This window comes from Pseudomonas koreensis, assembly GCF_025447595.1.
Classification (GTDB): domain Bacteria; phylum Pseudomonadota; class Gammaproteobacteria; order Pseudomonadales; family Pseudomonadaceae; genus Aquipseudomonas; species Aquipseudomonas koreensis_H.
Genome location: NZ_JAOEJU010000001.1, coordinates 758,629 through 779,294, shown reverse-complemented (window position 1 = coordinate 779,294; position 20,666 = coordinate 758,629). Strand labels below are relative to the sequence as shown.

Annotated in this window: 17 protein-coding genes; 9 read left to right on the top strand and 8 right to left on the bottom strand. The window is 59.6% G+C overall.

Going from position 1 to position 20,666, the window contains the following annotated elements; translation table 11 throughout:
* Positions 1–45 precede the first annotated feature (45 nt).
* Positions 46–993 (top strand): DMT family transporter, encoded by a 948-nt coding sequence (locus tag N8H71_RS03320; RefSeq protein ID WP_262192848.1) that lies wholly within the window; start codon positions 46–48, stop codon positions 991–993.
* Positions 994–1,239: 246 nt separating this feature from the next.
* Positions 1,240–2,316: a 4-hydroxyphenylpyruvate dioxygenase gene (gene hppD, locus N8H71_RS03315; protein WP_007958955.1), complete on the top strand. Its 1,077-nt coding sequence runs from the start codon at positions 1,240–1,242 to the stop codon at positions 2,314–2,316.
* A gap of 126 nt (positions 2,317–2,442) precedes the next feature.
* Here the strand turns inward: hppD and rarD are convergent, their stop codons facing one another.
* Complete coding sequence (gene rarD / locus N8H71_RS03310; protein ID WP_007958956.1) at positions 2,443–3,324, bottom strand: EamA family transporter RarD; 882 nt, start codon at positions 3,322–3,324, stop codon at positions 2,443–2,445.
* Positions 3,325–3,601: 277 nt separating this feature from the next.
* Complete coding sequence (locus N8H71_RS03305; RefSeq protein ID WP_262192847.1) at positions 3,602–4,615, bottom strand: aldo/keto reductase; 1,014 nt, start codon at positions 4,613–4,615, stop codon at positions 3,602–3,604.
* Positions 4,616–4,868: 253 nt separating this feature from the next.
* Here N8H71_RS03305 and N8H71_RS03300 point away from each other — a divergent pair, with 253 nt between their 5' ends.
* On the top strand, positions 4,869–6,824 hold the full coding sequence (locus N8H71_RS03300) for a hypothetical protein (protein WP_262192846.1): 1,956 nt from the start codon (positions 4,869–4,871) through the stop codon (positions 6,822–6,824).
* Between the two features lie 84 nt (positions 6,825–6,908).
* Here the strand turns inward: N8H71_RS03300 and N8H71_RS03295 are convergent, their stop codons facing one another.
* Entirely contained in the window at positions 6,909–7,817 is a 909-nt protein-coding gene (locus tag N8H71_RS03295) for a LysR family transcriptional regulator (protein WP_262192845.1), read from the bottom strand.
* 97 nt (positions 7,818–7,914) lie between these two features.
* Here N8H71_RS03295 and N8H71_RS03290 point away from each other — a divergent pair, with 97 nt between their 5' ends.
* Together N8H71_RS03290 and N8H71_RS03285 are read left to right on the top strand one after the other, a co-directional pair.
* Complete coding sequence (locus tag N8H71_RS03290) at positions 7,915–8,277, top strand: hypothetical protein (RefSeq protein ID WP_262192844.1); 363 nt, start codon at positions 7,915–7,917, stop codon at positions 8,275–8,277.
* Between the two features lie 399 nt (positions 8,278–8,676).
* A complete protein-coding gene (locus N8H71_RS03285; protein ID WP_262192843.1) occupies positions 8,677–9,048 on the top strand; it encodes a DUF6124 family protein in 372 nt (123 codons plus the stop codon).
* Between the two features lie 87 nt (positions 9,049–9,135).
* Here the strand turns inward: N8H71_RS03285 and N8H71_RS03280 are convergent, their stop codons facing one another.
* The gene (locus N8H71_RS03280) at positions 9,136–10,446 is read right to left on the bottom strand and encodes an MFS transporter (protein WP_262192842.1); all 1,311 of its coding nucleotides are present in this window, start codon (positions 10,444–10,446) and stop codon (positions 9,136–9,138) included.
* A gap of 171 nt (positions 10,447–10,617) precedes the next feature.
* Here N8H71_RS03280 and N8H71_RS03275 point away from each other — a divergent pair, with 171 nt between their 5' ends.
* The 4 genes from N8H71_RS03275 to N8H71_RS03260 all read left to right on the top strand — a co-directional run bounded on the left by N8H71_RS03275 (position 10,618) and on the right by N8H71_RS03260 (position 16,177).
* Positions 10,618–11,730, top strand: coding sequence for a sugar diacid recognition domain-containing protein (locus tag N8H71_RS03275; protein WP_262192841.1), 1,113 nt, complete (start codon positions 10,618–10,620; stop codon positions 11,728–11,730).
* A gap of 228 nt (positions 11,731–11,958) precedes the next feature.
* Positions 11,959–13,098: a glycerate kinase gene (locus N8H71_RS03270; RefSeq protein WP_262192839.1), complete on the top strand. Its 1,140-nt coding sequence runs from the start codon at positions 11,959–11,961 to the stop codon at positions 13,096–13,098.
* 222 nt (positions 13,099–13,320) lie between these two features.
* Positions 13,321–14,946 carry a methyl-accepting chemotaxis protein gene (locus N8H71_RS03265; protein ID WP_262192838.1) on the top strand — a complete coding sequence of 542 codons (1,626 nt, stop codon included), beginning with the start codon at positions 13,321–13,323 and terminating at the stop codon, positions 14,944–14,946.
* 43 nt (positions 14,947–14,989) lie between these two features.
* Positions 14,990–16,177, top strand: a complete 1,188-nt coding sequence (locus N8H71_RS03260) for a pyridoxal phosphate-dependent aminotransferase (RefSeq protein ID WP_262192837.1) — start codon at positions 14,990–14,992, stop codon at positions 16,175–16,177.
* A gap of 124 nt (positions 16,178–16,301) precedes the next feature.
* Here the strand turns inward: N8H71_RS03260 and N8H71_RS03255 are convergent, their stop codons facing one another.
* The 4 genes from N8H71_RS03255 to N8H71_RS03240 are packed head-to-tail and all read right to left on the bottom strand — an operon-like array spanning position 16,302 to position 20,491.
* Positions 16,302–17,279, bottom strand: a complete 978-nt coding sequence (locus N8H71_RS03255; protein ID WP_262192836.1) for a 2-hydroxyacid dehydrogenase — start codon at positions 17,277–17,279, stop codon at positions 16,302–16,304.
* A gap of 21 nt (positions 17,280–17,300) precedes the next feature.
* Positions 17,301–18,599 (bottom strand): MFS transporter, encoded by a 1,299-nt coding sequence (locus tag N8H71_RS03250; RefSeq protein ID WP_262192835.1) that lies wholly within the window; start codon positions 18,597–18,599, stop codon positions 17,301–17,303.
* 58 nt (positions 18,600–18,657) lie between these two features.
* Positions 18,658–19,716 (bottom strand): sugar kinase, encoded by a 1,059-nt coding sequence (locus tag N8H71_RS03245; RefSeq protein WP_262192834.1) that lies wholly within the window; start codon positions 19,714–19,716, stop codon positions 18,658–18,660.
* Positions 19,709–20,491: a sugar phosphate isomerase/epimerase family protein gene (locus N8H71_RS03240; RefSeq protein ID WP_262192832.1), complete on the bottom strand. Its 783-nt coding sequence runs from the start codon at positions 20,489–20,491 to the stop codon at positions 19,709–19,711. Before N8H71_RS03240 ends, N8H71_RS03245 begins: the two co-directional genes overlap by 8 nt.
* Positions 20,492–20,666: the final 175 nt, after the last annotated feature.

Sequence of the window (20,666 nt, the reverse complement as noted above, 5' to 3'; positions counted from 1 at the left end):
AAGTCGAATGATAAGTCATTCGTCTGGCGTGTCGTGAGGAGAGTTATGAGCAGTTATGAGCAAAGCCGCGTTACAACTTCAGATCTGCCGGTTTATCTGAATCTGGCCTTGGTCACCATGATTTGGGGTGGGACGTGGGTAGCGGGACGATTTCTGGCCGGAAGCCTGAGCCCGGCTTTTGCCGCCAGCCTGCGGTTTCTGCTCGCCAGTGTAGCGTTGCTCGGTTTTCTGCGGATTGCAGGGATTGCGTTGGTGAGGCCGAAAGTCCGCCAGTGGCTGCAACTGGCGATGCTGGGTTTCTTCGGAATTTTCTTCTACAACCTGTGCTTCTTTTACGGGTTGCAATACATCAACGCTTCACGGGCTTCACTGATCGTGGCGTTGAATCCGGCGGTGATCGGTCTTGCATCCTGGCTGCTGTTCAAAGAGCGGTTAAGCCGGCTGAAAGTGATCGGAATCGGGATCTGTATCAGCGGGGCGGCTGTGGTGATCGTCAGTCGCAACCCGCACTTGCTGAGCGGAACGCCGGACGCGTGGATCGGCGACCTGCTGATCCTTGGTTGCGTGCTGAGCTGGGGCATTTATTCGCTGTTTTCCCGCAGCCTCAACCAGAGCATCGGTCCGGTGCAGACCGTGACCTTTTCGATTCTGCTCGGCACCCTGATGTTGTGGGTACTGGCCCTGAGCCGAGGCGAAGTGGACGTTGCGGCGGTGGCCGCACTCGGCACACGCCAATGGCTGAGCCTGGCCTATCTTGGCGTACTCGGCTCGGCGCTGGCCTACATCGGTTACTACGATGGCATCTGTAAAATCGGCGCCACCCGTGCGGGCGTGTTCATCGCGCTCAATCCGCTGACCGCCGTGCTGGCCGGTGCCGTCCTGCTGGGCGAACAACTGACGATGCCCATGTGCCTGGGCGGCGTGCTGATTCTGACGGGCATCTGGCTGTGCAACAAACCCCTTGCGCCGGGCCGAAAAAAGCGGATTTTATAGAGAGGGCAGACAACCCTATTTACGCTGTGTAGAATCCGTTTACGCATACAATAATAATCGTCTTCTGGCAGCAGAAGCCTCGCCCGCAAGAGCCTTGGGTCGACAATGAAGATATTCGGGTTTCAACTGATCTACGGTGACTTCCTCGCCCGCAGTGTGCGTGGCATCTCCTGTGCGCCACCCACCGGTCTCAGCATTACTGACAAATAACTCTGGTTAATTGATAAGAATGATGAGGCGCCAACCATGGCAGATTTATACGAAAACCCAATGGGCCTGATGGGCTTCGAGTTCATCGAGTTCGCATCGCCGACACCTGGCACCCTGGAGCCGATCTTCGAGATCATGGGCTTCACCAAGGTCGCGACCCACCGTTCCAAGAACGTGCACCTGTATCGCCAGGGCGCGATCAACCTGATCCTCAACAACGAACCCCATAGCGTTGCTTCCTACTTCGCGGCTGAGCACGGCCCGTCGGTGTGCGGCATGGCGTTCCGGGTCAAGGATTCGCAGAAGGCCTATAACCGTGCACTGGAACTCGGCGCCCAGCCGATCCACATCGAAACCGGTCCGATGGAGCTGAACCTGCCGGCGATCAAAGGCATCGGCGGCGCGCCGCTGTACCTGATCGACCGTTTCGGCGAAGGCAGCTCAATCTATGACATCGACTTCGTGTTCCTGGAAGGCGTTGACCGCAATCCGGTCGGTGCCGGCCTGAAGATCATCGACCACCTGACCCACAACGTGTATCGCGGCCGCATGGCCTACTGGGCGAACTTCTACGAGAAGTTGTTCAACTTCCGCGAAATCCGCTACTTCGACATCAAGGGCGAATACACCGGCCTGACCTCGAAAGCGATGACCGCACCGGACGGCATGATCCGCATCCCGCTCAACGAAGAGTCGTCGAAGGGCGCCGGGCAGATCGAAGAGTTCCTGATGCAGTTCAACGGCGAGGGCATCCAGCACGTGGCGTTCCTCACCGACGACCTGGTCAAGACCTGGGATCAGTTGAAGAAGATCGGCATGCGCTTCATGACCGCGCCGCCGGACACCTATTACGAAATGCTCGAAGGTCGCCTGCCGAACCACGGCGAGCCGGTCGATCAACTGCAATCGCGCGGGATCCTGCTCGACGGTGCGTCGGATAAAGAAGACAAGCGTCTGCTGCTGCAGATCTTCTCGGAAACCCTGATGGGCCCGGTGTTCTTCGAATTCATCCAGCGTAAGGGTGACGATGGTTTCGGCGAAGGCAACTTCAAGGCACTGTTCGAATCGATCGAGCGTGACCAGGTGCGTCGTGGCGTGCTCGCCACCGAGTAATTAGCTGCACCGATAAAAACTGTGGGAGCGAGCTTGCTCGCGAAAGCAATCGTTCATTCAACACTTCAGTTGACTGATCCGACGCCTTCGCGAGCAAGCTCGCTCCCACAGTTGTTTGTATTGCTTTTAGGGTCTGCGCTGGCGCATCAGGTGCTTGAAGCCTTCAAACACCAGCACCACGACTGCGAGCCAGATCGGGATGTAGGTCAGCCATTCGCCGGGCTTGATGCTCTCGCCGAGCAGCAGCGCCACACCCAGCAACAGCACCGGCTCAACGTAACTCAACAAACCGAACAGGCTGAACGGCAGCAAGCGGCTGGCAATGATATACACCACCAGCGCCGACGCACTGATCAGGCCGAGCAACGGAATCAGCCACGTCAGCGCCGGGTACTGATCGAACACGCCGAAACCCTGTTCGCCGCCGCGCACAAACCAGTACGCCACCGGCAGCATTAAAGTCATGTCGACCCACAAACCGCCGAGGTTGTCAGTCTTGAGGTATTTGCGCAGCACGAAGTACAGCGGGTAACCGACGACCACCACCAGCGTCGCCCAGGAAAAACCGCCGACCTGATACAACTCGTTCAACACGCCGAGGCTGGCAAAAAACACCGCGACTTTTTGCAGGTACGACAGGCTTTCGCCATAAGCAATGCGGCCGGTCAGGACCATGGCCAGCGGCAACAGGAAATAGCCCAGTGACACATCAAGGCTGTAACCGTTGAGCGGCGCCCACATGAACAGCCACAACTGCACGCCCAGTAACGCGGACGAAACGATCAGGCCACCGATCAACTTCGGCAGTGCAGGAACCCGGCGCAGCAACTCCAGCACCCGCCGCCATTCACCGGACAACAACATGAAAACGGTCATGCAGGGCACGGTCAGCAGCATCCGCCAACCGAAAATTTCCACGCCGCTCAAAGGGGTGAGCAACGAGGTGTAGTAATACATGACGGCAAACAGCGTCGAAGCTGTTACCGAGAGAGCGATACCTTTAGACAAACTGTCCTCGCGGGGTGATGGTCAAACGGGGCGCGCAGGATACGTGTTTTTTGTGCTGAATATTGGCCGAGTGATCAATATTTCCCACATGAGACAAAACCTGTGGGAGCGAGCCTGCTCCGGGCGGCGATCCGACGATGAGGTCAGCACATTAAGCATAGGTGGTGTATCGACTATCGCTATCGCGAGCAGGCTCGCTCCCACATTGGGTCCGTGCGGAACACATGATCTGCATTCACCCAAGATCCCTGTGGGAGCGAGCTTGCTCGCGATGCTTTTAAACCTGGCGCGGTTTACGGCCTGGCACAAAATGGCTCACATCATTGAACCCCGGCGTCGACGCATGCCCCGGCGTCACCAGCGAGTCGATAAACGCCTCATCCTCCGCCGTAATCTTCATCGCCTGCGCCTTGGTGTACGCGTCCCATTGTTCTTCGGTGCGCGGCCCGACAATCGCCGACGTCACTGCGCCGTTGTTCAGCACCCAGGCAATCGCAAACTCGACAATCCCGACCCCGCGCTCCTGGGTGTATTGCTGAATCTGCTGGGCAATGCGCAGCGACTCCACCCGCCATTCAGTCTCCAGAATCCGCTTGTCCTGACGCCCGGCGCGGCTGTTGGCGTCAGGGGTCACGTCCGGTGCGTACTTGCCGCTGAGCACACCACGGGCCAGCGGGCTGTAAGGCACCACGCCGAGGCCGTAAGTCTGGGCGGCGGTGATTTGCTCGGTTTCGGCCTGACGGTTGACGATGTTGTACAGCGGCTGGCTGATCACCGGGCGATCAACGCCGAGTTTGTCCGCCACGCGAATCACCTCGGCAATCCGCCAGCCACGATAGTTCGACAGGCCCCAATAACGGATCTTGCCCTGGCGAATCAGATCGCCAATCGCCGAGATCGTGACTTCCAACGGGGTGTTGTGGTCTTCGCGGTGCAGGTAATAGATGTCGAGGTAGTCGGTGCCGAGCCGGGTCAGGCTGGCCTCCAGACCATTGAAAATGTGCTTGCGGCTCAGACCGCTGCGATTCGGCACGCCGTCCACCGGGCCGAAGCCGACCTTGGTCGCCAGCACCCATTCATGCCGATGACGGGCGATGGCCTCGCCGACGATCTCTTCCGAGCGGCCGTTGGTGTAGACGTCCGCCGTGTCGATGAAATTGATGCCCTGATCCCAGGCCTTGTCGATGATGCGCAGCGAGTCTTCTGCGCTGGTCTGCTCGCCGAACATCATCGTGCCGAGGGTGAGGGTAGACACCTGCAACCCCGAGTGACCCAGTGTGCGATAGCTCATGCCGAAATCCTTTTGTCGGTGGGAAAGCTTCCATCAAATACCAGAAACCTTGCTGGGGGCAATCCGATTTATCGCAGGCTACGGAAGTCCGGTCGAAGTAAACGCTCGATCCACAGATATAAAACGATAACAGGCAACCACTTGTCGCTACTGTCAGATCTGACAGTAGCGAACGGACTTCGGCATCAGCTCTTATTTCATCTGAGACCCGAGAGTATCTGGGCGAAATTTTCGATGACTCAGGAGCGTTGCCATGAACACTGAAACACTGGAACAACCAGATAGCGATAACGCTGTGCTTGTGTTGTATCCACCCGATCTGGTCGACAGCAACAAGTCGGTCGTGGGGGCAGATTGTGGCATTGCCATCAATTACTACGATCTGACCCCTATGGGGGCGAAAGTCAGGGTCGATCCTTATGTCGATCAAGCTCCGGGAGACACTGTCTCTCTGAATTTGAACGACGAACCGAATATTGCCAGTACTCAAACCCAGTCCACTGACGATGCAGTCATTTTGTACATCCCGAAAAACAAGCTGTTATCCGGTGCAGATATCATCAATGAGCTGACTTACACTGTGACCAGAGGCAGTCAGAACCAAGGAACCTCCGAACCACCGCTGCGAGTCCTTTATTACGGCGTTCGACCCGGCAAGGAGAATCGCACTCCCGGCGGACCAGGCCATTCTGAGCTCAAGCTTATCTTGCCGCAGGATGTGCTGGACTATGGAATCGATGCGGATCGCGCCGAACAGGGTGTACATGTTTGTTTCGAATACCCCTATTGTGGGGCGTTCAACACAATTCGCCTGAACTGCAACGGTCATGATGTATTCCGCAAGGTTACTGTGGATGAGGCACCCTTGACGCCGACAGCTGTACCCACACGAATTTGTCTCACATTGAAAAAAGCTGATCTTGAACAGGTCAAAGACCATCCGCAGGCTGTTTTCAACTTCACGGTCGACGATCAAGTCGGCAATGGGGCTGACTCGGACTCCCCATGGTCGGCACCCACGTTAGTGGCTGTTGATTTGCAGGGGGGGCGTTTGACAGCACCTGATATCACCGAAGACCCGGATGATCCCAATGATGCCCCGGAAACCATTGACAAGAACAAGCTCGGTGCCAACGACCTGACCATTCAGGTACACGTATTGGCCCCGACATGGGCAACAGAGGACATTATTCGTGTGAAATATGTGGCAACGCCAAACTCCGGCGGTACGCCGGTGGAACACAGCGTTGAAGCTACTGTCGCGCGCATCCCGTTCGTGCAGAAATTGATGATTCCCAACGCCAAGGTCATTGCCGACAGCGTGGTCAGGGTCAGTTACGAGCAAGTCAGGGGCGGGGTGGTCATCGCGCGATCTCGAGTGGCGATGGCGCGGGTCATTCTGGCGCCGGTCATTACCGGGGCCAAGGACCTGGCCGGCGTTGTGTTGGAAAACGGAGGTTCCGTTTCCCACAACAAGATAATCCTTGAAGGGTCCGCCCTTACGGACGCTGTATTGGAGATTCTTGATGGTACGACGGTTGTCCAGGAGGTCCGTACGGGCGCTGATTACAAATGGAAAAGCACAGCGATATCGATTGCTGTTGGGCGGCATGTTTTTACTGCCCGGGAAAAGGCAGGGAATCAGTTGGTTTCGGAGCCTTGGGCGATTGAGCGGTTGGCGTTGAGCATTGATCGGACGCAGATGAAGTTGAATGGGTTTTCGGTGAAGGTCGATGGGTGGCCGAAAACAGGGGAGGATTCGATTGGCAATACCGGCGTTAGGGGTCCAATCGGAGGGATACCGCCGTATGACTATGCATCGTCTGATCCACTGACGGCTCCCGTGACGGCACAGGGTCAAGTGGTGGGGTTGAAAAGTGGCGTGGCAACTATCTATGTTACCGATCAAGAAGGCAGTACTTTGTCTTATGTAGTTGCGGTGACTAATAAATTCAAGCTGGAAATTAGTCGCACCGCAATGACACCTGTTGATGCAGTTCAATGGATGAACTCATTGGGAGGGGTCAATACGTATAACGGAGTTTTCAGGAACGATATCCTGCGCACTTATCTACCTCCAGTTCGTACCGAAAACACATGGTGTTGCGTTAGTTTCGGGCGCTGGCACGGATATATTAGGGTGGACTATTCGTTTAATACCTATGTGTATAACTACGTCTGGATTGCATGGTGCTTGGTCCCGATCTAAACCGGACCATTGGTGTCGGGACAGAGCCTTGTCCCGAAGCCTAAATAATTTGAACTAGAACATTGCAAGAAAGTACTGAGGGTCTTAGATGCGATACTGAGTCAAAATTTCGCAGCGCTCCTTTAAAAAAGTTTTTAACACCTTCACCCGCTCCGACACCTGCACCCGGTGCGGACACAACAGATTGAACGGCACGCTCTCGCCGTGCCATTCATCGAACAGCGTCACCAGCCGCCCGGCGCGCACGTCTTCGGCCACGTCGAGCCAAGCCTTGTAGGCGATCCCGTGCCCGGCGAGCGCCCAGCGTCGCGCGACTTCGCCGTCGTCGCTGAGGTAGTCGCCGCGTACTTCGACCTCGACCGTTTCGTCGTCGCGATGGAAGCGCCAGGTGTTGTAAGGCCGGCCGTTGCGAAGGTAGAGCAGGGCACTGTGTTCGCTCAATTCGGCAGGGTTATGCGGTGTGCCGTGATATTCCAGATACGCGGGACTGGCGCAAGCCACACGCCGATGCTCGGGCAGAATCGGCAGCGCCACCAGCGTCGAATCACTCGGCACGCCAAAGCGCAGCGCGACATCGACTGTCTCGCGAAACAGATCCGCATGTCGGTCATTGAGCAACAGTTGCAGTTGAATGTGCGGGTGCTCGCGCTTGAAATCGTCCAGCCACGGCAGCAACACATTGCGCCCGAAGTCCGACGGCGCCGCCAGTTGCAGCACGCCGCTCAGGCCTTCGGTCTGCTGCTTCAGTGCTTGCTCACCCTCGGCCAGAGTGGCCAGCGCCAGTCGCACGCTTTCCAGATAGCGCCGGCCTTCTTCGGTCAGGCGCATGCTGCGGGTGGAGCGGGCGAAGAGGCGGATGCCGAGGCGGGTTTCCAGACGTTTCAGCGCGATGCTGGCGGCGGCCGGGGTCAGCTCCAGCGCTCGGGCAGCGGCGGAGATGCTCCCGGAGTCGGCAGTGCGCACGAAGATTTCCAGATCGAGGATTGAGCTCATTAGTAAAAATCCGTTGAAGATCCTTGGCGTTTTGCGGGATTTTTCCGGGATTGGCAAGCGCAGATACTGGAATCCTGAATAACTGCAGGAGACAGACATGACTTGGACATTTGATCATCTGGCCTTCAACACTGCTGACGGTCAGGCGCTAGAGGACGCTTTCGGCGGGTTATTGGAATTGACGCCGGGGCGTAGGCCGCCCTTTCCGTTTCCGGGGCGGTGGTTGTATCAGGAAGGGGAGGCGTTGGTACATGTGATTGAGCAGCCTTCATCCGAGGACGCTGCTTTGAGCCATATTGCGTTTCGCACCGATGAAGATGCGGCGGTGGTTTTGGCGCGGGTGCAGGGCAGTGGGTTGCCGTACCAGGTGGCGCAGGTGCCGGAGGACGGGATCTGGCAGATTTTTGTGCAGATGCCGGGCGGGTTGGTGCTTGAGCTGGATGCGAAATCCATAGGGTGATGCTCGTTCCCACGCGGAGCGTGGGAACGATCTGATGCGAGGGTGTTTAAGTGTGGTGTTTAAGCGACATGTTCGGACATGCACCCCAGGCTACACAGCCTTGCGCCGTTGCCTACGACTAAGCCAGAATCCGCCGGCTTGTGCGCTCAAGGGCCGGGTTTTATCGTTGTCCCGTCGCTGAAAAACAGCGATCGGGTTTGGTAGCCCGGATCTGACTTGTTGCGCAATTCACCGTATTCGGACGCTCATCCGTCCGTGCTTTTATGGTGGCCATGCGTGGGGCGCTTTCGAGCGCGCCGGTTCTCCAAGTCACCGGTCTACCAACCCGTGCATGGCCACCACCTCTTCGTTTGGTAGCGAAGTTTGATGGCTCCATTTTTCTGATTTGGAGATTCAAACGTGATCAAACCAACACCCAACCCACCCGCAACCGACACCACCTCGCCCTACGAAACCCTCGATTCAAAGAAATTCCACGAAGCCGCCGACCGCGCCCTCGACCACTACCTCAATCCGCTGCTCCCCAGAAAACCGCTGCTCAAACCCAACACCCGCTACCTCATCGCCCCCGGCATCGACAGCGAAGAACTGCTGGCCGATGCCTCTGAAACCCTGACTTGCGCCAAAACCATGGCCACTGACTTCGCCGGACTGGTTGACGGCTCGCAGCGACATGTACTGCTGGGCATCGCGCAACTGATCATGCTGAGTGAACTGGCGGTGAACCGAGCGCTGGATAATCTGGAGCTGAAGACCGAAACGCCTGTGTAGCCTGTTCGTTCCCACGCAGAGCGTGGGAACGATCTATCTGAGGAAAAAAAACGGCCCTTAATGGGCCGTTTTTGTGTTCGCCAATAATCAGGCTCGCAACGTCCGCGTCATCCGCAACGCCAGCAAACTCCCGCCCACAATCACACCCGCCAGCAGGTACAACGCCGCATCGGTCGACCCGGTGCTGTCCTTGACCCAACCCACAAGGTAGGGGCTGAGGAACCCGGCCATCTGCCCCATCGAGTTGATCAACGCTAACCCACCCGCTGCAGCACCCGCGCTCAGCATGGCAGTCGGCACCGGCCAGAACATCGGCAGACCGGTCAGCGCACCCATCGTCGCAATGGTCAGACCAAGAATCGCAATCGCCGGATTCGCCGCGAAGTTCACCGCGATCAGCAGGCCGACAGCGCCCATCAACATCGGCACCACCAAATGCCAGCGACGCTCTTTACGCAAGTCTGCCGAACGACCGACCACCAGCATGAACACTGCCGCCAGCAAGTAAGGAATCGCACTCAACCAGCCAATCACCAGGTTATCGCTGAAGCCGAGGTTCTTGATGATCGACGGCAGCCAGAAGTTGATCGCGTACACGCCGCTCTGGATGCAGAAGTAGATCAGGCCGAAGGCCCAGATGGCCGGGTTCTTGAACACGGCGATCAGCGAGTCGGAAGTGGTTTTCGGTTTATTCGCCAGGTCTTCCGCCTGATCGGCTTCCAGCACCGAACGCTCATGCGGGGTCAGCCACTTGGCGTTGGCGAAGTTGTCGCTGAGCAGGAAGTAGGCGAGGGCGCCCAGGACCACGGTCGGAATGCCTTGCAGCAGGAACATCCACTGCCAACCGGCCAGACCACCCTGGCCCGCAGCGAAGTGATTGAGGATCCAGCCGGAAAACGGGCTGCCGAGCAGGCCCGACACCGGAATCGCCGACATGAACAACGCCATGATCCGGCCACGGCGGAACGTCGGGAACCACTGCGAGAGATAGAGCACAACGCCCGGGAAGAACCCGGCTTCGGCGGCGCCGGTGAACAGGCGCAAGGTGTAGAACTCGGTCGGCGTGGTGACGAACAGCAGGCAGGTCGACAGCGTGCCCCAGGTGATCATCATCAGCGCGATCCAGCGCCGTGGGCCGAATTTGGTCAGGGCCAGGTTGCTCGGTACGCCGCACAGCACGTAGCCGATGAAGAAGATACCGGCCCCGAGGCCGTACACGGTTTCGCTGAACTTCAGCGCGTCGAGCATCTGCAGTTTGGCAAATCCAACGTTGACCCGGTCGAGGTAGTTGAACAGGTAGCAGATGAAGATGAAGGGGATCAAACGCAGGGTGATGCGTTTGTAGACGGCATTTTTATCGTCAGCAATGGTCTGGGTAGCTGCGGCGCTCTGCGACATAGCGGCTCTCTCTTTATTATGATTTTTTGCGATGCAAAGGGTAACGTTGATCGCCCTGAGAGTCTCGGCCACCTTTGGCCGGATTGTCTTTGTGCCTGAGCACAGGGTTTGTCGCCAGACCCTGTGCGGGTGAACAACCGTCCGCGCCTGTTTTCAAGGATTTCAGCCCCTATGTTCGAACTCGATCACGACCTCGCCCAGGACATCGTCGACCGGGCCATGGCCATTTTGCCGTACAACGTCAATGTCATGGACAGCCAGGGGTTGATCCTGGGCAGTGGCGAGCCGGAGCGGATCAACACCCGTCATGAAGGCGCGCAACTGGTGCTGGCCAACGGTCGGGTGGTGGAGATCGACGCGCAGACGGCTGTGCATCTGAAGGGCGTGCAGCCGGGGATCAATCTGCCGCTGTTGCTCGATCAACGCTTGATCGGTGTGCTCGGCATCACCGGCGAGCCAGAACTACTGCGCACTTACGCCGAGCTGGTGCGCATGACCGCCGAGATGCTGGTCGGTCAGCGCAACCAGCAATCCGAGCAGCAATGGCGGCGGCAGCGTTGCGATGACTTATTGGCATTGCTGTTGAGCGAGGCGGGGGATTCACCGCGTCTGGTGGACGAGGCCCAGCAACTCGGGCTCAAACCCCAACTGACGCGGGTGCCCTATCTGTTCGAGCTGGGCCTGGAGCATGCGCCTGGACAAACCGTCGAAGCGCTGAGTGCCTGGTTGATATCGCGTTATCCGGACAGTTGGTGTGTCAGCTCGGCGAAGTCGTCGCTGCTGTGGTGCCGTCCGGCAAGCCAGAACATCGAGCACGATCGCCTGCTGGAAAAACTCGATGGTCTGGGTTGGAACATTCTGCGCATTGCGGTCGGCGGGCAGGCCGATGGTCTGACCGGGCTGCGGCGTTGTTATCGGCGGGTCGGCGATTTGCTCGCTTATGGCCGCGAAGTGCTGCCGAATTCACGGCTATTGACCCTCAATCGCTATCGCTTACCGGTGATGCTCTGGCGCCATCGCAACGATGATGCGCTGGATGAACTGCTCAAACCGTTGCGCAAAGTGATCGCCAAGGACAGTAACGGTCAGTTGCTCGCAACCCTGCGCAGTTGGTGCGATCACGACGGGCAGAGCCAGGCCTGCGCCGATGCGTTGGGGATTCACCGCAATAGCCTGCGCTACCGGATGGAGCGAATTGCCGAGTTGAGCGGGGTGGATCCGTTGAAGCTCGACGGGATGCTGGCGCTGTATCTGGGGGTGCAATTGCTGCCGCAGACTGACTGAAGTTTGTTCGGTGCCTTGGATAATGCTATCGCGAGCAAGCTCGCTCCCACAGGGAAATGCATTCACCTGTGGGAGCGAGCTTGCTCGCGAAGAGGGCGGGACATTCAGCATCCATCCCAGAGCCTTTGTGAAAATGAACAATAAACGCCAATCCAACTTGTGCAGCGGACAGGCGTCAACGCGCAAGGCGACTGGCAGCATGAGGGGCATTGGAACTGGAGAATTCGCATGAAAATCGTCATCGCCCCCGATTCGTTCAAGGACAGCCTGAGTGCCCAAGGCGTTGCAGAAGCCATTGCGCTGGGCCTGGTGCAGGTCTGGCCGCAGGCGACGCTGGTCAAATGCCCGATGGCCGACGGTGGCGAAGGCACGGTGGAGTCGATTCTCGCCGCGTGCGAAGGCGAACTGCGCCGCACCCGTGTGCGTGGACCGCTGGGTGCAGCGGTCGAAGCCGCGTGGGGCTGGTTGCCGCACAACCACACCGCGATCATCGAAATGGCCGAGGCCAGCGGTCTGCAACTGGTGCCACCGGGGCAGCGTGATGCGTGCATCAGCAGCACGTTCGGCACCGGTGAACTGATCCGCGCCGCGCTGGACGCTGGCGCGCAACGAGTGATCCTTGCCATCGGCGGCAGCGCCACCAACGACGGCGGCGCCGGCGCGATGCAGGCGCTGGGCGTGAAGCTGCTGGATGCCCAAGGGCAATCGCTGGTGTCGGGGGGATTGGCGTTGGCGCAACTCGCAAAACTGGATCTCGACGAACTAGACCCGCGTCTGGCGCAAGTCCGCTTCGACATCGCCGCCGACGTCAACAACCCGCTGTGCGGCCCCCACGGCGCCTCGGCGATTTTCGGCCCGCAGAAGGGCGCATCTCCTGTGCAAGTGCAACAACTGGATCAGGCCCTCGGTCACTTTGCCGAACTTTGCGCGCAGGCGTTGGGCAAGGACCTACGCGATGAACCGGGCAGCGGTGCGGCAGGCGGACTGGGTTTTGCCGCCAAGGCGTTTCTCGGCGCACGGTTCCAGGCCGGTGTTGAAGTGGTCGCGGAACTGGTCGGATTGGCCGACGCAGTGAAAGATGCAGACTTGGTCATCACCGGCGAAGGGCGCTTCGATGCCCAGACCTTGCGCGGCAAGACGCCGTTCGGTGTAGCGCGGATCGCCAAGCAGCAGGGTGTGCCGGTAATCGTTATCGCCGGCACCTTGGGCGAAGGCTATCAGGAACTCTACGAACACGGCATCGACGCAGCATTCGCGGTCACCAGTGGCCCGATGAGCCTCGAACAGGCTTGCGCCGAAGCACCGCGTCTTTTACGCGAACGCGCGACAGACATCGCTCGCGTCTGGCGGATGGCAACCCCGGCCTGACCTGTCACCCATCATGTAAAACAGCGGGTGTTTCATTCGTGAAACACCCGCAACACTTTGAAAAATATTTCATCTTTACCCGCAAACTTCCTCAAGCCTGGCCGATACAGAAGTCAGGCGCGCACAAGACATTCCAAAAACAGTGACGCCGGACTGAAGCCCGCCCCGGGCCAGTGATCAGCGCAAGGACGCTCGTCGTTTCAATCATCCGAGAGTCCTCCTATGTCCTTGCGTAATCTGAATATCGCGCCCCGTGCCTTCCTCGGTTTTGCCTTTATTGCCTTGCTGGTGATCGTGCTCGGCGTGTTCGCCGTCAATCGCATGTCGATCATCCGTCAGGCGTCCCTCGAGATGGAGTCGACGCAACTGCCCAGCGTCACTCAACTCGCCGTAGTGACGGAAAACGTCCTGCGCCTGCGCATCCTCTCGTTCCGCATTCTGGTCAACCGCGACCCGGCCGGTTTGCAGGAAGCCCAGACCCGCATCGGCGTGCTGGTGGACAAGGTACGCGCCGCCCAGGCCAGTTACGCGGCACTGCCGGCCGGTTCGGAAGAGCGCGCGCTGTATCAGACCTTCGCAACGACCCTCGACAACTACCTGCAAGCGCAGAACCAGATGATGGACCTGTCGCGTCAGGACAAAGTCGATGAGATGCGTACCCTGATCAACACGAAGATCAAGGACGGCACCGACAAAATGGGCGAACAACTCAACCAACTGATTGCGATCAACTCGGCCGATGCGAAAACCGCGTCGTCCCAGGCCGGTGACCAGTACAGCGGCGCGATCACCGGGATCATCGTGGTGGCCGTGATGGCTGCGTTGCTGACCGTGCTGCTGGCCTGGCTGCTGACCCGCAGCATCGTCACCCCGCTGAACCGCGCCGTCGCTGCTGCGCAAACCATCGCCGGCGGCAACCTGACCAAAGCCATCGAAGTCGACGGCAAGGACGAACCGGCACGCCTGCTTGAAGCGTTGGCGGCGATGCAGACCAACCTGCGCAAGACCATCGAACAGATCGCCGGTTCCGCCACGCAACTGGGCGCCGCCGCCGAAGAACTCAGCGCGGTGACCGAAGAAGCGTCCCGTGGCCTGCAACAGCAGAACGACGAAATCGAACAGGCCGCCACCGCCGTCAATGAAATGACCGCCGCGGTGGAAGAGGTCGCGCGCAACGCGGTGTCGACCTCCGAAGCCTCGAACCAGTCGACCCACGCCGCCCGCGAAGGTCGCGACCAGGTTGTGAAAACCGTCGACGCGATCCAGACCATGACCCACGACGTGCAGAACACCGCGCAAATGATCGAAGGCCTGGCCGCTCAGGGCCGCGACATCGGCAAGGTGCTGGACGTAATTCGTGCCATCGCCGAGCAGACCAACCTGCTGGCGCTCAACGCCGCGATTGAAGCGGCTCGTGCTGGTGAAGCGGGGCGCGGTTTCGCCGTAGTAGCGGACGAGGTTCGCGCCTTGGCCCATCGCACGGCGCAATCGACCCAGGAAATCGAAAAAATGGTCGCCGGCATTCAGAACGGCACCGGCGAAGCAGTCGAGTCAATGCAGCAGAGCAACCAGCGCACTCAGTCCACGCTGGAAATGGCCCGTGCCGCCGGCATCGCACTGGAGCAGATTACTCAATCGATTCACCAGATCAACGAGCGCAACCTGGTGATCGCTAGCGCTTCTGAAGAGCAGGCGCAGGTGTCCCGCGAGGTTGACCGCAACCTGGTGAATATCCGTGACCTGGCCACGCAATCGGCTGCCGGTGCGAATCAAACCAGCGCAGCGACCCACGAACTGTCGCGTCTGGCAGTGGATTTGAACGCCATGGTGGCGCGTTTTGTGATTTGAGATAGGGTGAAGTCTGGAGAGATTGCGCGAACAGGAGACGTGCATGCGCTATTCAGCCTTGACCCAACGAATCGCCGGGGAGGGAGCAGCGGCCTGGCGGATTCACGACCGAGCGCTGGAGTTACGCGCCGAAGGGATTGATGTGTTGCTGCTGTCCGTGGGTGATCCGGATTTCGATACGCCGCTGCCGATCATCCACGGCGCCATCGACAGCCTGTTGGCGGGCGATACTCATTATTCCGAAGTGCGTGGCCGGCTGGAGTTGCGCAAGCGCATCGCCGAACGGCATCGGCGGCGCAGTGGCCAGGAGGTCGAGGCGGATCATGTGATCGTGCTGCCCGGCGCGCAATGCGCGGTGTATTCAGTGGCGCAATGTCTGCTGGATCCGGGCGATGAGGTGATCGTCGCCGAACCGATGTACGTGACTTATGAAGGTGTGTTCGGTGCCTGTGGCGCAACCGTGGTGCCGGTGCCGGTACGCCCGGAAAACGGCTTTCGCGTCGATCCGGTGGATGTCGCAGCGCGGATCACCCCGAAGACTCGGGCCATGCTGCTCAACAGTCCCAACAATCCCTCGGGTGCCAGTCTGCCGCTGCTGATCTGGCAGGAATTGGCGGCACTGTGCATTCGTCATGACCTGTGGCTGATCAGCGATGAGGTCTACAGCGAATTGTTATACGAAGGCGAGCACGTCAGCCCGGCGAGCCTGCCGGGCATGGCCGAGCGCACCGCGACCATCAACAGCCTGTCCAAATCCCATGCCATGACCGGTTGGCGCATCGGCTGGATGATCGGGCCAAAACCGTTGGCCGAACATCTGGTGAATCTGTCGCTGAGCATGCTGTTCGGTCTGCCGGATTTTGTGCAGAAAGCGGCGCAGATAGCGCTGGAAAAAGATCTGCCGGAAGTGACGCAGATGCGCGAGGAATACCGGTTGCGTCGGGATCTGGTGTGCGAGCGCTTGCGCGGCTGCCCGGGGTTGTACCCGATCAAGCCGGATGGCGGGATGTTCGTGATGGTCGATGTGCGTCAGACCGGGATTGGGGCGCAGGACTTTGCCGAGCGGTTACTGGAAGGGTATGGGGTTTCGGTGCTGGCGGGGGAGGCATTCGGGCCGAGTGCGGCGGGGCATATTCGCATCGGGCTGGTGGTGGATCGGGTGAAGCTGGCGGATGCGTGTTCGCGGATTGCCCTGTGCGCTGCGCAGCTTCTCCAGGTGCGTAGCGCCTGAAAGTTCTGTGTTGCCAGCACCGGCCTCTTCGCGAGCAAGCTCGCTCCCACAGTGTACTGCGGTGTACACAAGACCTGTGGGAGCGGGCTTGCCCGCGAAGACGGCCTGACAGGCGCTGAAGATTTCAGCCTTGCCAAGCTGATGAATTCACCAGATTCATCGGCTTCTCCCCACCCAACGCGGCCAACAGATTCTCCACCGCACACCGCGCCATCGCCTCGCGCGTTTCATGGGTTGCCGAACCCATGTGCGGCGTTGCCACGACGTTGTTCAACTGCAACAACGGCGAGTCATGATTCAACGGTTCGCGCTCGAACACATCCAGCCCCGCCGCGCGAATCCGGTTATGCCGCAAGGCGTCGATCATCGCCGCCTCATCCACAACTTTGCCCCGTGAGATGTTGATGAAGATGCTTTCCGGTCGCATCAACGCAAACTGCTCGGCGCCAATCAAACCTTCAGTCTGCGCCGTCAGCGGCAACGTCAGGCAGATGAAATCCGCCTGCTGCAACAACGCTTCAAGGCTGCGGTACTGCGCATCGAAACGTTCTTCAACTTCCGGTTTGCGCGACTGGCTGTGATAGATCACCGGCATCCCGAACCCGAAATGCCCGCGCTGCGCCAATGCCTCGCCGATCCGACCCATGCCGATGATGCCCAGCGTCTTGCCGTGCACATCGGTACCGAAATGCGCCGGGCCGATGCTGCGATGCCAGTGACCGCCGCGCACCATGTTCGCCAGTTCCACCACACGCCGGGCGGTGGCCAGAACCAGTGCGAAACCGGTGTCGGCGGTGGTTTCGGTGAGCACGTCCGGGGTGTTGGTCAGCAGGATGTTGCGGCGGGTCAGGTAGTCGATGTCGTAGTTGTCGACGCCCACCGAGACGCTGGAAATCGCTTCGAGCTTCGGCGCCAGATCGAGCAGCGCCGCGTCCAGTTTCAGGCTCGCACCGAGTAAGCCGTGGGCGCCGGGCAAGGCGTCGCGCAGTTTCATCAGGCCGTCGGCGTCGAGGCTGTCGATCAGCGTGACATCGACCTGTTCCTCAAGGCGCGCCATCAGCGCCGGCGACAGTTTCTTGTACAGCACAACCTGCTTTTTCATCACAGTCATCTCTCTATCAATTCAGGAATGGGCCGGCAGCGGACGCGGTGCGACGCGCTTTGTCGTCACCCGGTCGCTGGCGCCGGGCTTGAGAAAAATCGTCAGTACCACCGAGAGCATCAGCGCGCCGCTCATCAACAAATACGAAGCGCCGGGCGAACCGGTGGAGCTGTTGAGGTAACCGACCAGGTACGAGCCGCCGAACGAACCGAGAGCACCCATGCTGTTGATCAGCGCCATGGCGCCACCGGCAACGTTGGCCGGCAGAATCTCCGGGACAATGGCAAAGAACGGCCCGTACGGCGCGTACATGCAGGCGCCGGCAATCACCAGCAGCGTGTACGACCACCAGAAATGCTCGGCGCCCAGAGCGTAGGAGCCGTAGAACGCTACCGAAGCAATCAGCAGCGGCGGCCAGACGAAGCGTTTGCGTTTTTGCAGTTTGTCCGAGCCCCAGGACACCAGCAGCATACCGATCACCGCGGCCAGATACGGCAGGGCGGACAGCCAACCGGCTTCGATCATGTCCATCTGTGCGCCAGCCTTGAGGATCGATGGCAGCCACAACACGAAACCGTAGACGCCGATGCTCCAGCAGAAAAATTGCAGGGCCAGAATGATCACCTTCGGCGAACGGAAGGCTTCGGCGTAATTCTTCACCGCTTTGATGCCGACCTGTTCGGCGGCGAGCGCGCTTTCCAGATCGTGCTTTTCCTGGTCGTTGAGCCACTTGGCCTGGGCCGGGCGATCATCGGCCAGCTTCCACCAGATAAATGCCCAAAGCACCGCCGGCAGACCTTCGATGATGAACATCCAGCGCCAGCTGAAATGCTGCACCAGATACCCCGAAACCACCGACATCCACAGCATGGTCACCGGGTTGCCGAGGATCAGGAAGGTGTTGGCCCGCGAGCGTTCGGCACGGGTGAACCAGTGACAGAGATAGACCAGCATCGCCGGCATTACCGCCGCTTCGACCACGCCGAGCATGAAGCGGATGACGATCAGCCAATAGGCGTTGGAGACCACACCGGTCAGCGTGGCGAGCCCGCCCCAGAGGATCAGGCTGACGAAGATCAACTTCTTGACGCTGTGCTTTTGCGCGTAGATCGCACCGGGCACCTGGAAGAAAAAGTAACCGAGGAAGAACAGCGCGCCGAGCAGCGAGGACAGGCCCGGCGTGATCATCAGGTCGGCGGCCATCCCGGAGGCAGCGGCGAAGCCGTAATTGGCGCGGTCGAGGTACGCCAGGCTGTAGGTGATGAACACGATCGGCATGATGTACCACCAACGGCGGGTGGCGAGGGTTGCGGTTTTCATGGTCTTGCTCCTGAGCTTGTTGTTTTTGTCGCAGCAGGTTCAAAAATTGTTGCGTCTGTTACGCCCCCTTCGCGAGCAAGCTCGCTCCCACAGTGTCCGTGGCGTACACAAGACTTGTGGGAGCGAGCTTGCTCGCGAAGGCAGCCTCGAAGGCAGCCTCGAAGGCAGCCTCGAAGGCAGCCTCGAAGGCAGCCGAGAGTTCGGATCGGGTCGGCAGTCCTTCCATGTCGCCACGGCTCTGCACCGCCCGGCTGCCAATCCAGTTGGCGCGTCTGACCGCCTCGGGAAAACTCAAGTGCTCCAGCAGGGCACTGATCATCCCCACCGCAAAACCATCCCCGGCACCGACCGTGTCGACCACGGTTTCTACCGGCACCCCGGCGACAAATCCCTGATCCAGATGCGTGCGGTAATACGCACCCTGCGGCCCGAGCTTGATCGCCACGGCTTCGGCGCCCTGATCGAGATAAAACGCCGCGATGTCCGCCGGATCATCAAATCCGGTCAGCAGCCGACCTTCACTCAACCCCGGCAGCACCCAATGGGCGAGGGCGGCTAGCCGGTTGATCTCGCGGATCATCTCCTGCTCGCTGGCCCACAGGCTCGGGCGCAGGTTCGGGTCGAACGACACACTGCGCCCGGCGTTGCGCATGCGGGTCATCAGCTCACGGGACATTTCCCGTGCTGACGCCGACAGCGCCGGCGGAATGCCGGTGGCGTGCAGATGCCGGGCGCCGAGCAGTGTCGGGGTGATCGACTGCGGCGACAGATGACTGGCCGCCGAGCCACGACGGAAATACTCAACCGTCGGATCGCTGCCGTCATCGTTGCGTGATTTGAGCTGGAAACCGGTCGGGTGAGCGTTGTCGACTTCGACATGGCTGCAGTCGAGCCCCTCGCGAGCCAGGGTTTCGACGACAAATCGTCCCAGTGAATCGGCACCGACACGGCTCAGCCATGCCACCTTGAAACCGAGCCGGGAAAGTCCGATGGCCACGTTGCTGTCGGCCCCGGCAATACGTTTGTGGAACTGCTCGACCGTCGCCAGATCACCGCTCTGTTCGGCGACAAACATGGCCATGGTTTCGCCGAACGATAGAATATCGATCTCAGACATGAGCAGGCTCCAGACGGGATTGGCCGAGGCGGGCGAGGGCGGCAACGTGTTCGGTGGTCAGCTGCACCAGGTCATCGCCGTGCAACGGGTATTCGGCGGCGCGCATGACCCCTTGGGCCATGTGCCGCAGCAGTTGTTCCCACAAATGCAGGTCAGTGGCGGCCGGCGGCACGGCCACCAGTTTGCCGTCGGCGCGGCGGGCCACGGCTTTGCAATGCACGTAGCCGACATGCCGGCCCAACAAGCGTGCGGCGCTGGTGGCGGACTGGTCTTGCCACTGCCAGTTGCCAATGTCGAAGGTCATCTTGATCGGCAGGTTGTGCTGCTCGACGGCAGTGAAGAACCGCTGAAACGGTTCGATGCGGCCACCGTGCAGGGTCTGGTCGTTTTCCACCAGCAGTTGCACCGGGCTTTGCGCAAGGATCTGCGCCAGCGTCTGCAGATCGTTGTTGTCGGTGAAAAAACCAAGGGAAACCTTTAGCCACTTCGAGCCAAACGCTTCGGCGTTTTGCAGCGCGGTGATGAGTTCGGGATTGGGCCGCGACTGGCCGGCCAGCCACAGTTCGATGGGCGAGGAGTAGATGCTTTGCAGGCCTTCAGCCTGTGTAGCTGCGGCGAGCTGTTCAGGGACTTCGTTGGTGAGCAGCTCTTCGCGCCATTCGATGCGATTGGCGCCGGCAGCGGCCAGCACTTCGATGAACGAAGCCTGACCATGACGCCGGACGAGGTCGGCGCCGTAGCTGGACAGGCTGATGGAAACGGCAGGTTTATTCATTGTTATCTACCTCTGAAACCGGTTTCATTTTTGCTCAAAAAAAATCAGCAAGTTGTGCAGTGCTCTTTCGGGCCCCTTCGCGGGCAAGTCGAATAGTCGCACCGCAGCTCCCACACTGTTTGTGGCGAACACAGAGACTGTGTATGACATTGGACCTGTGGGAGCGGGCTTGCCC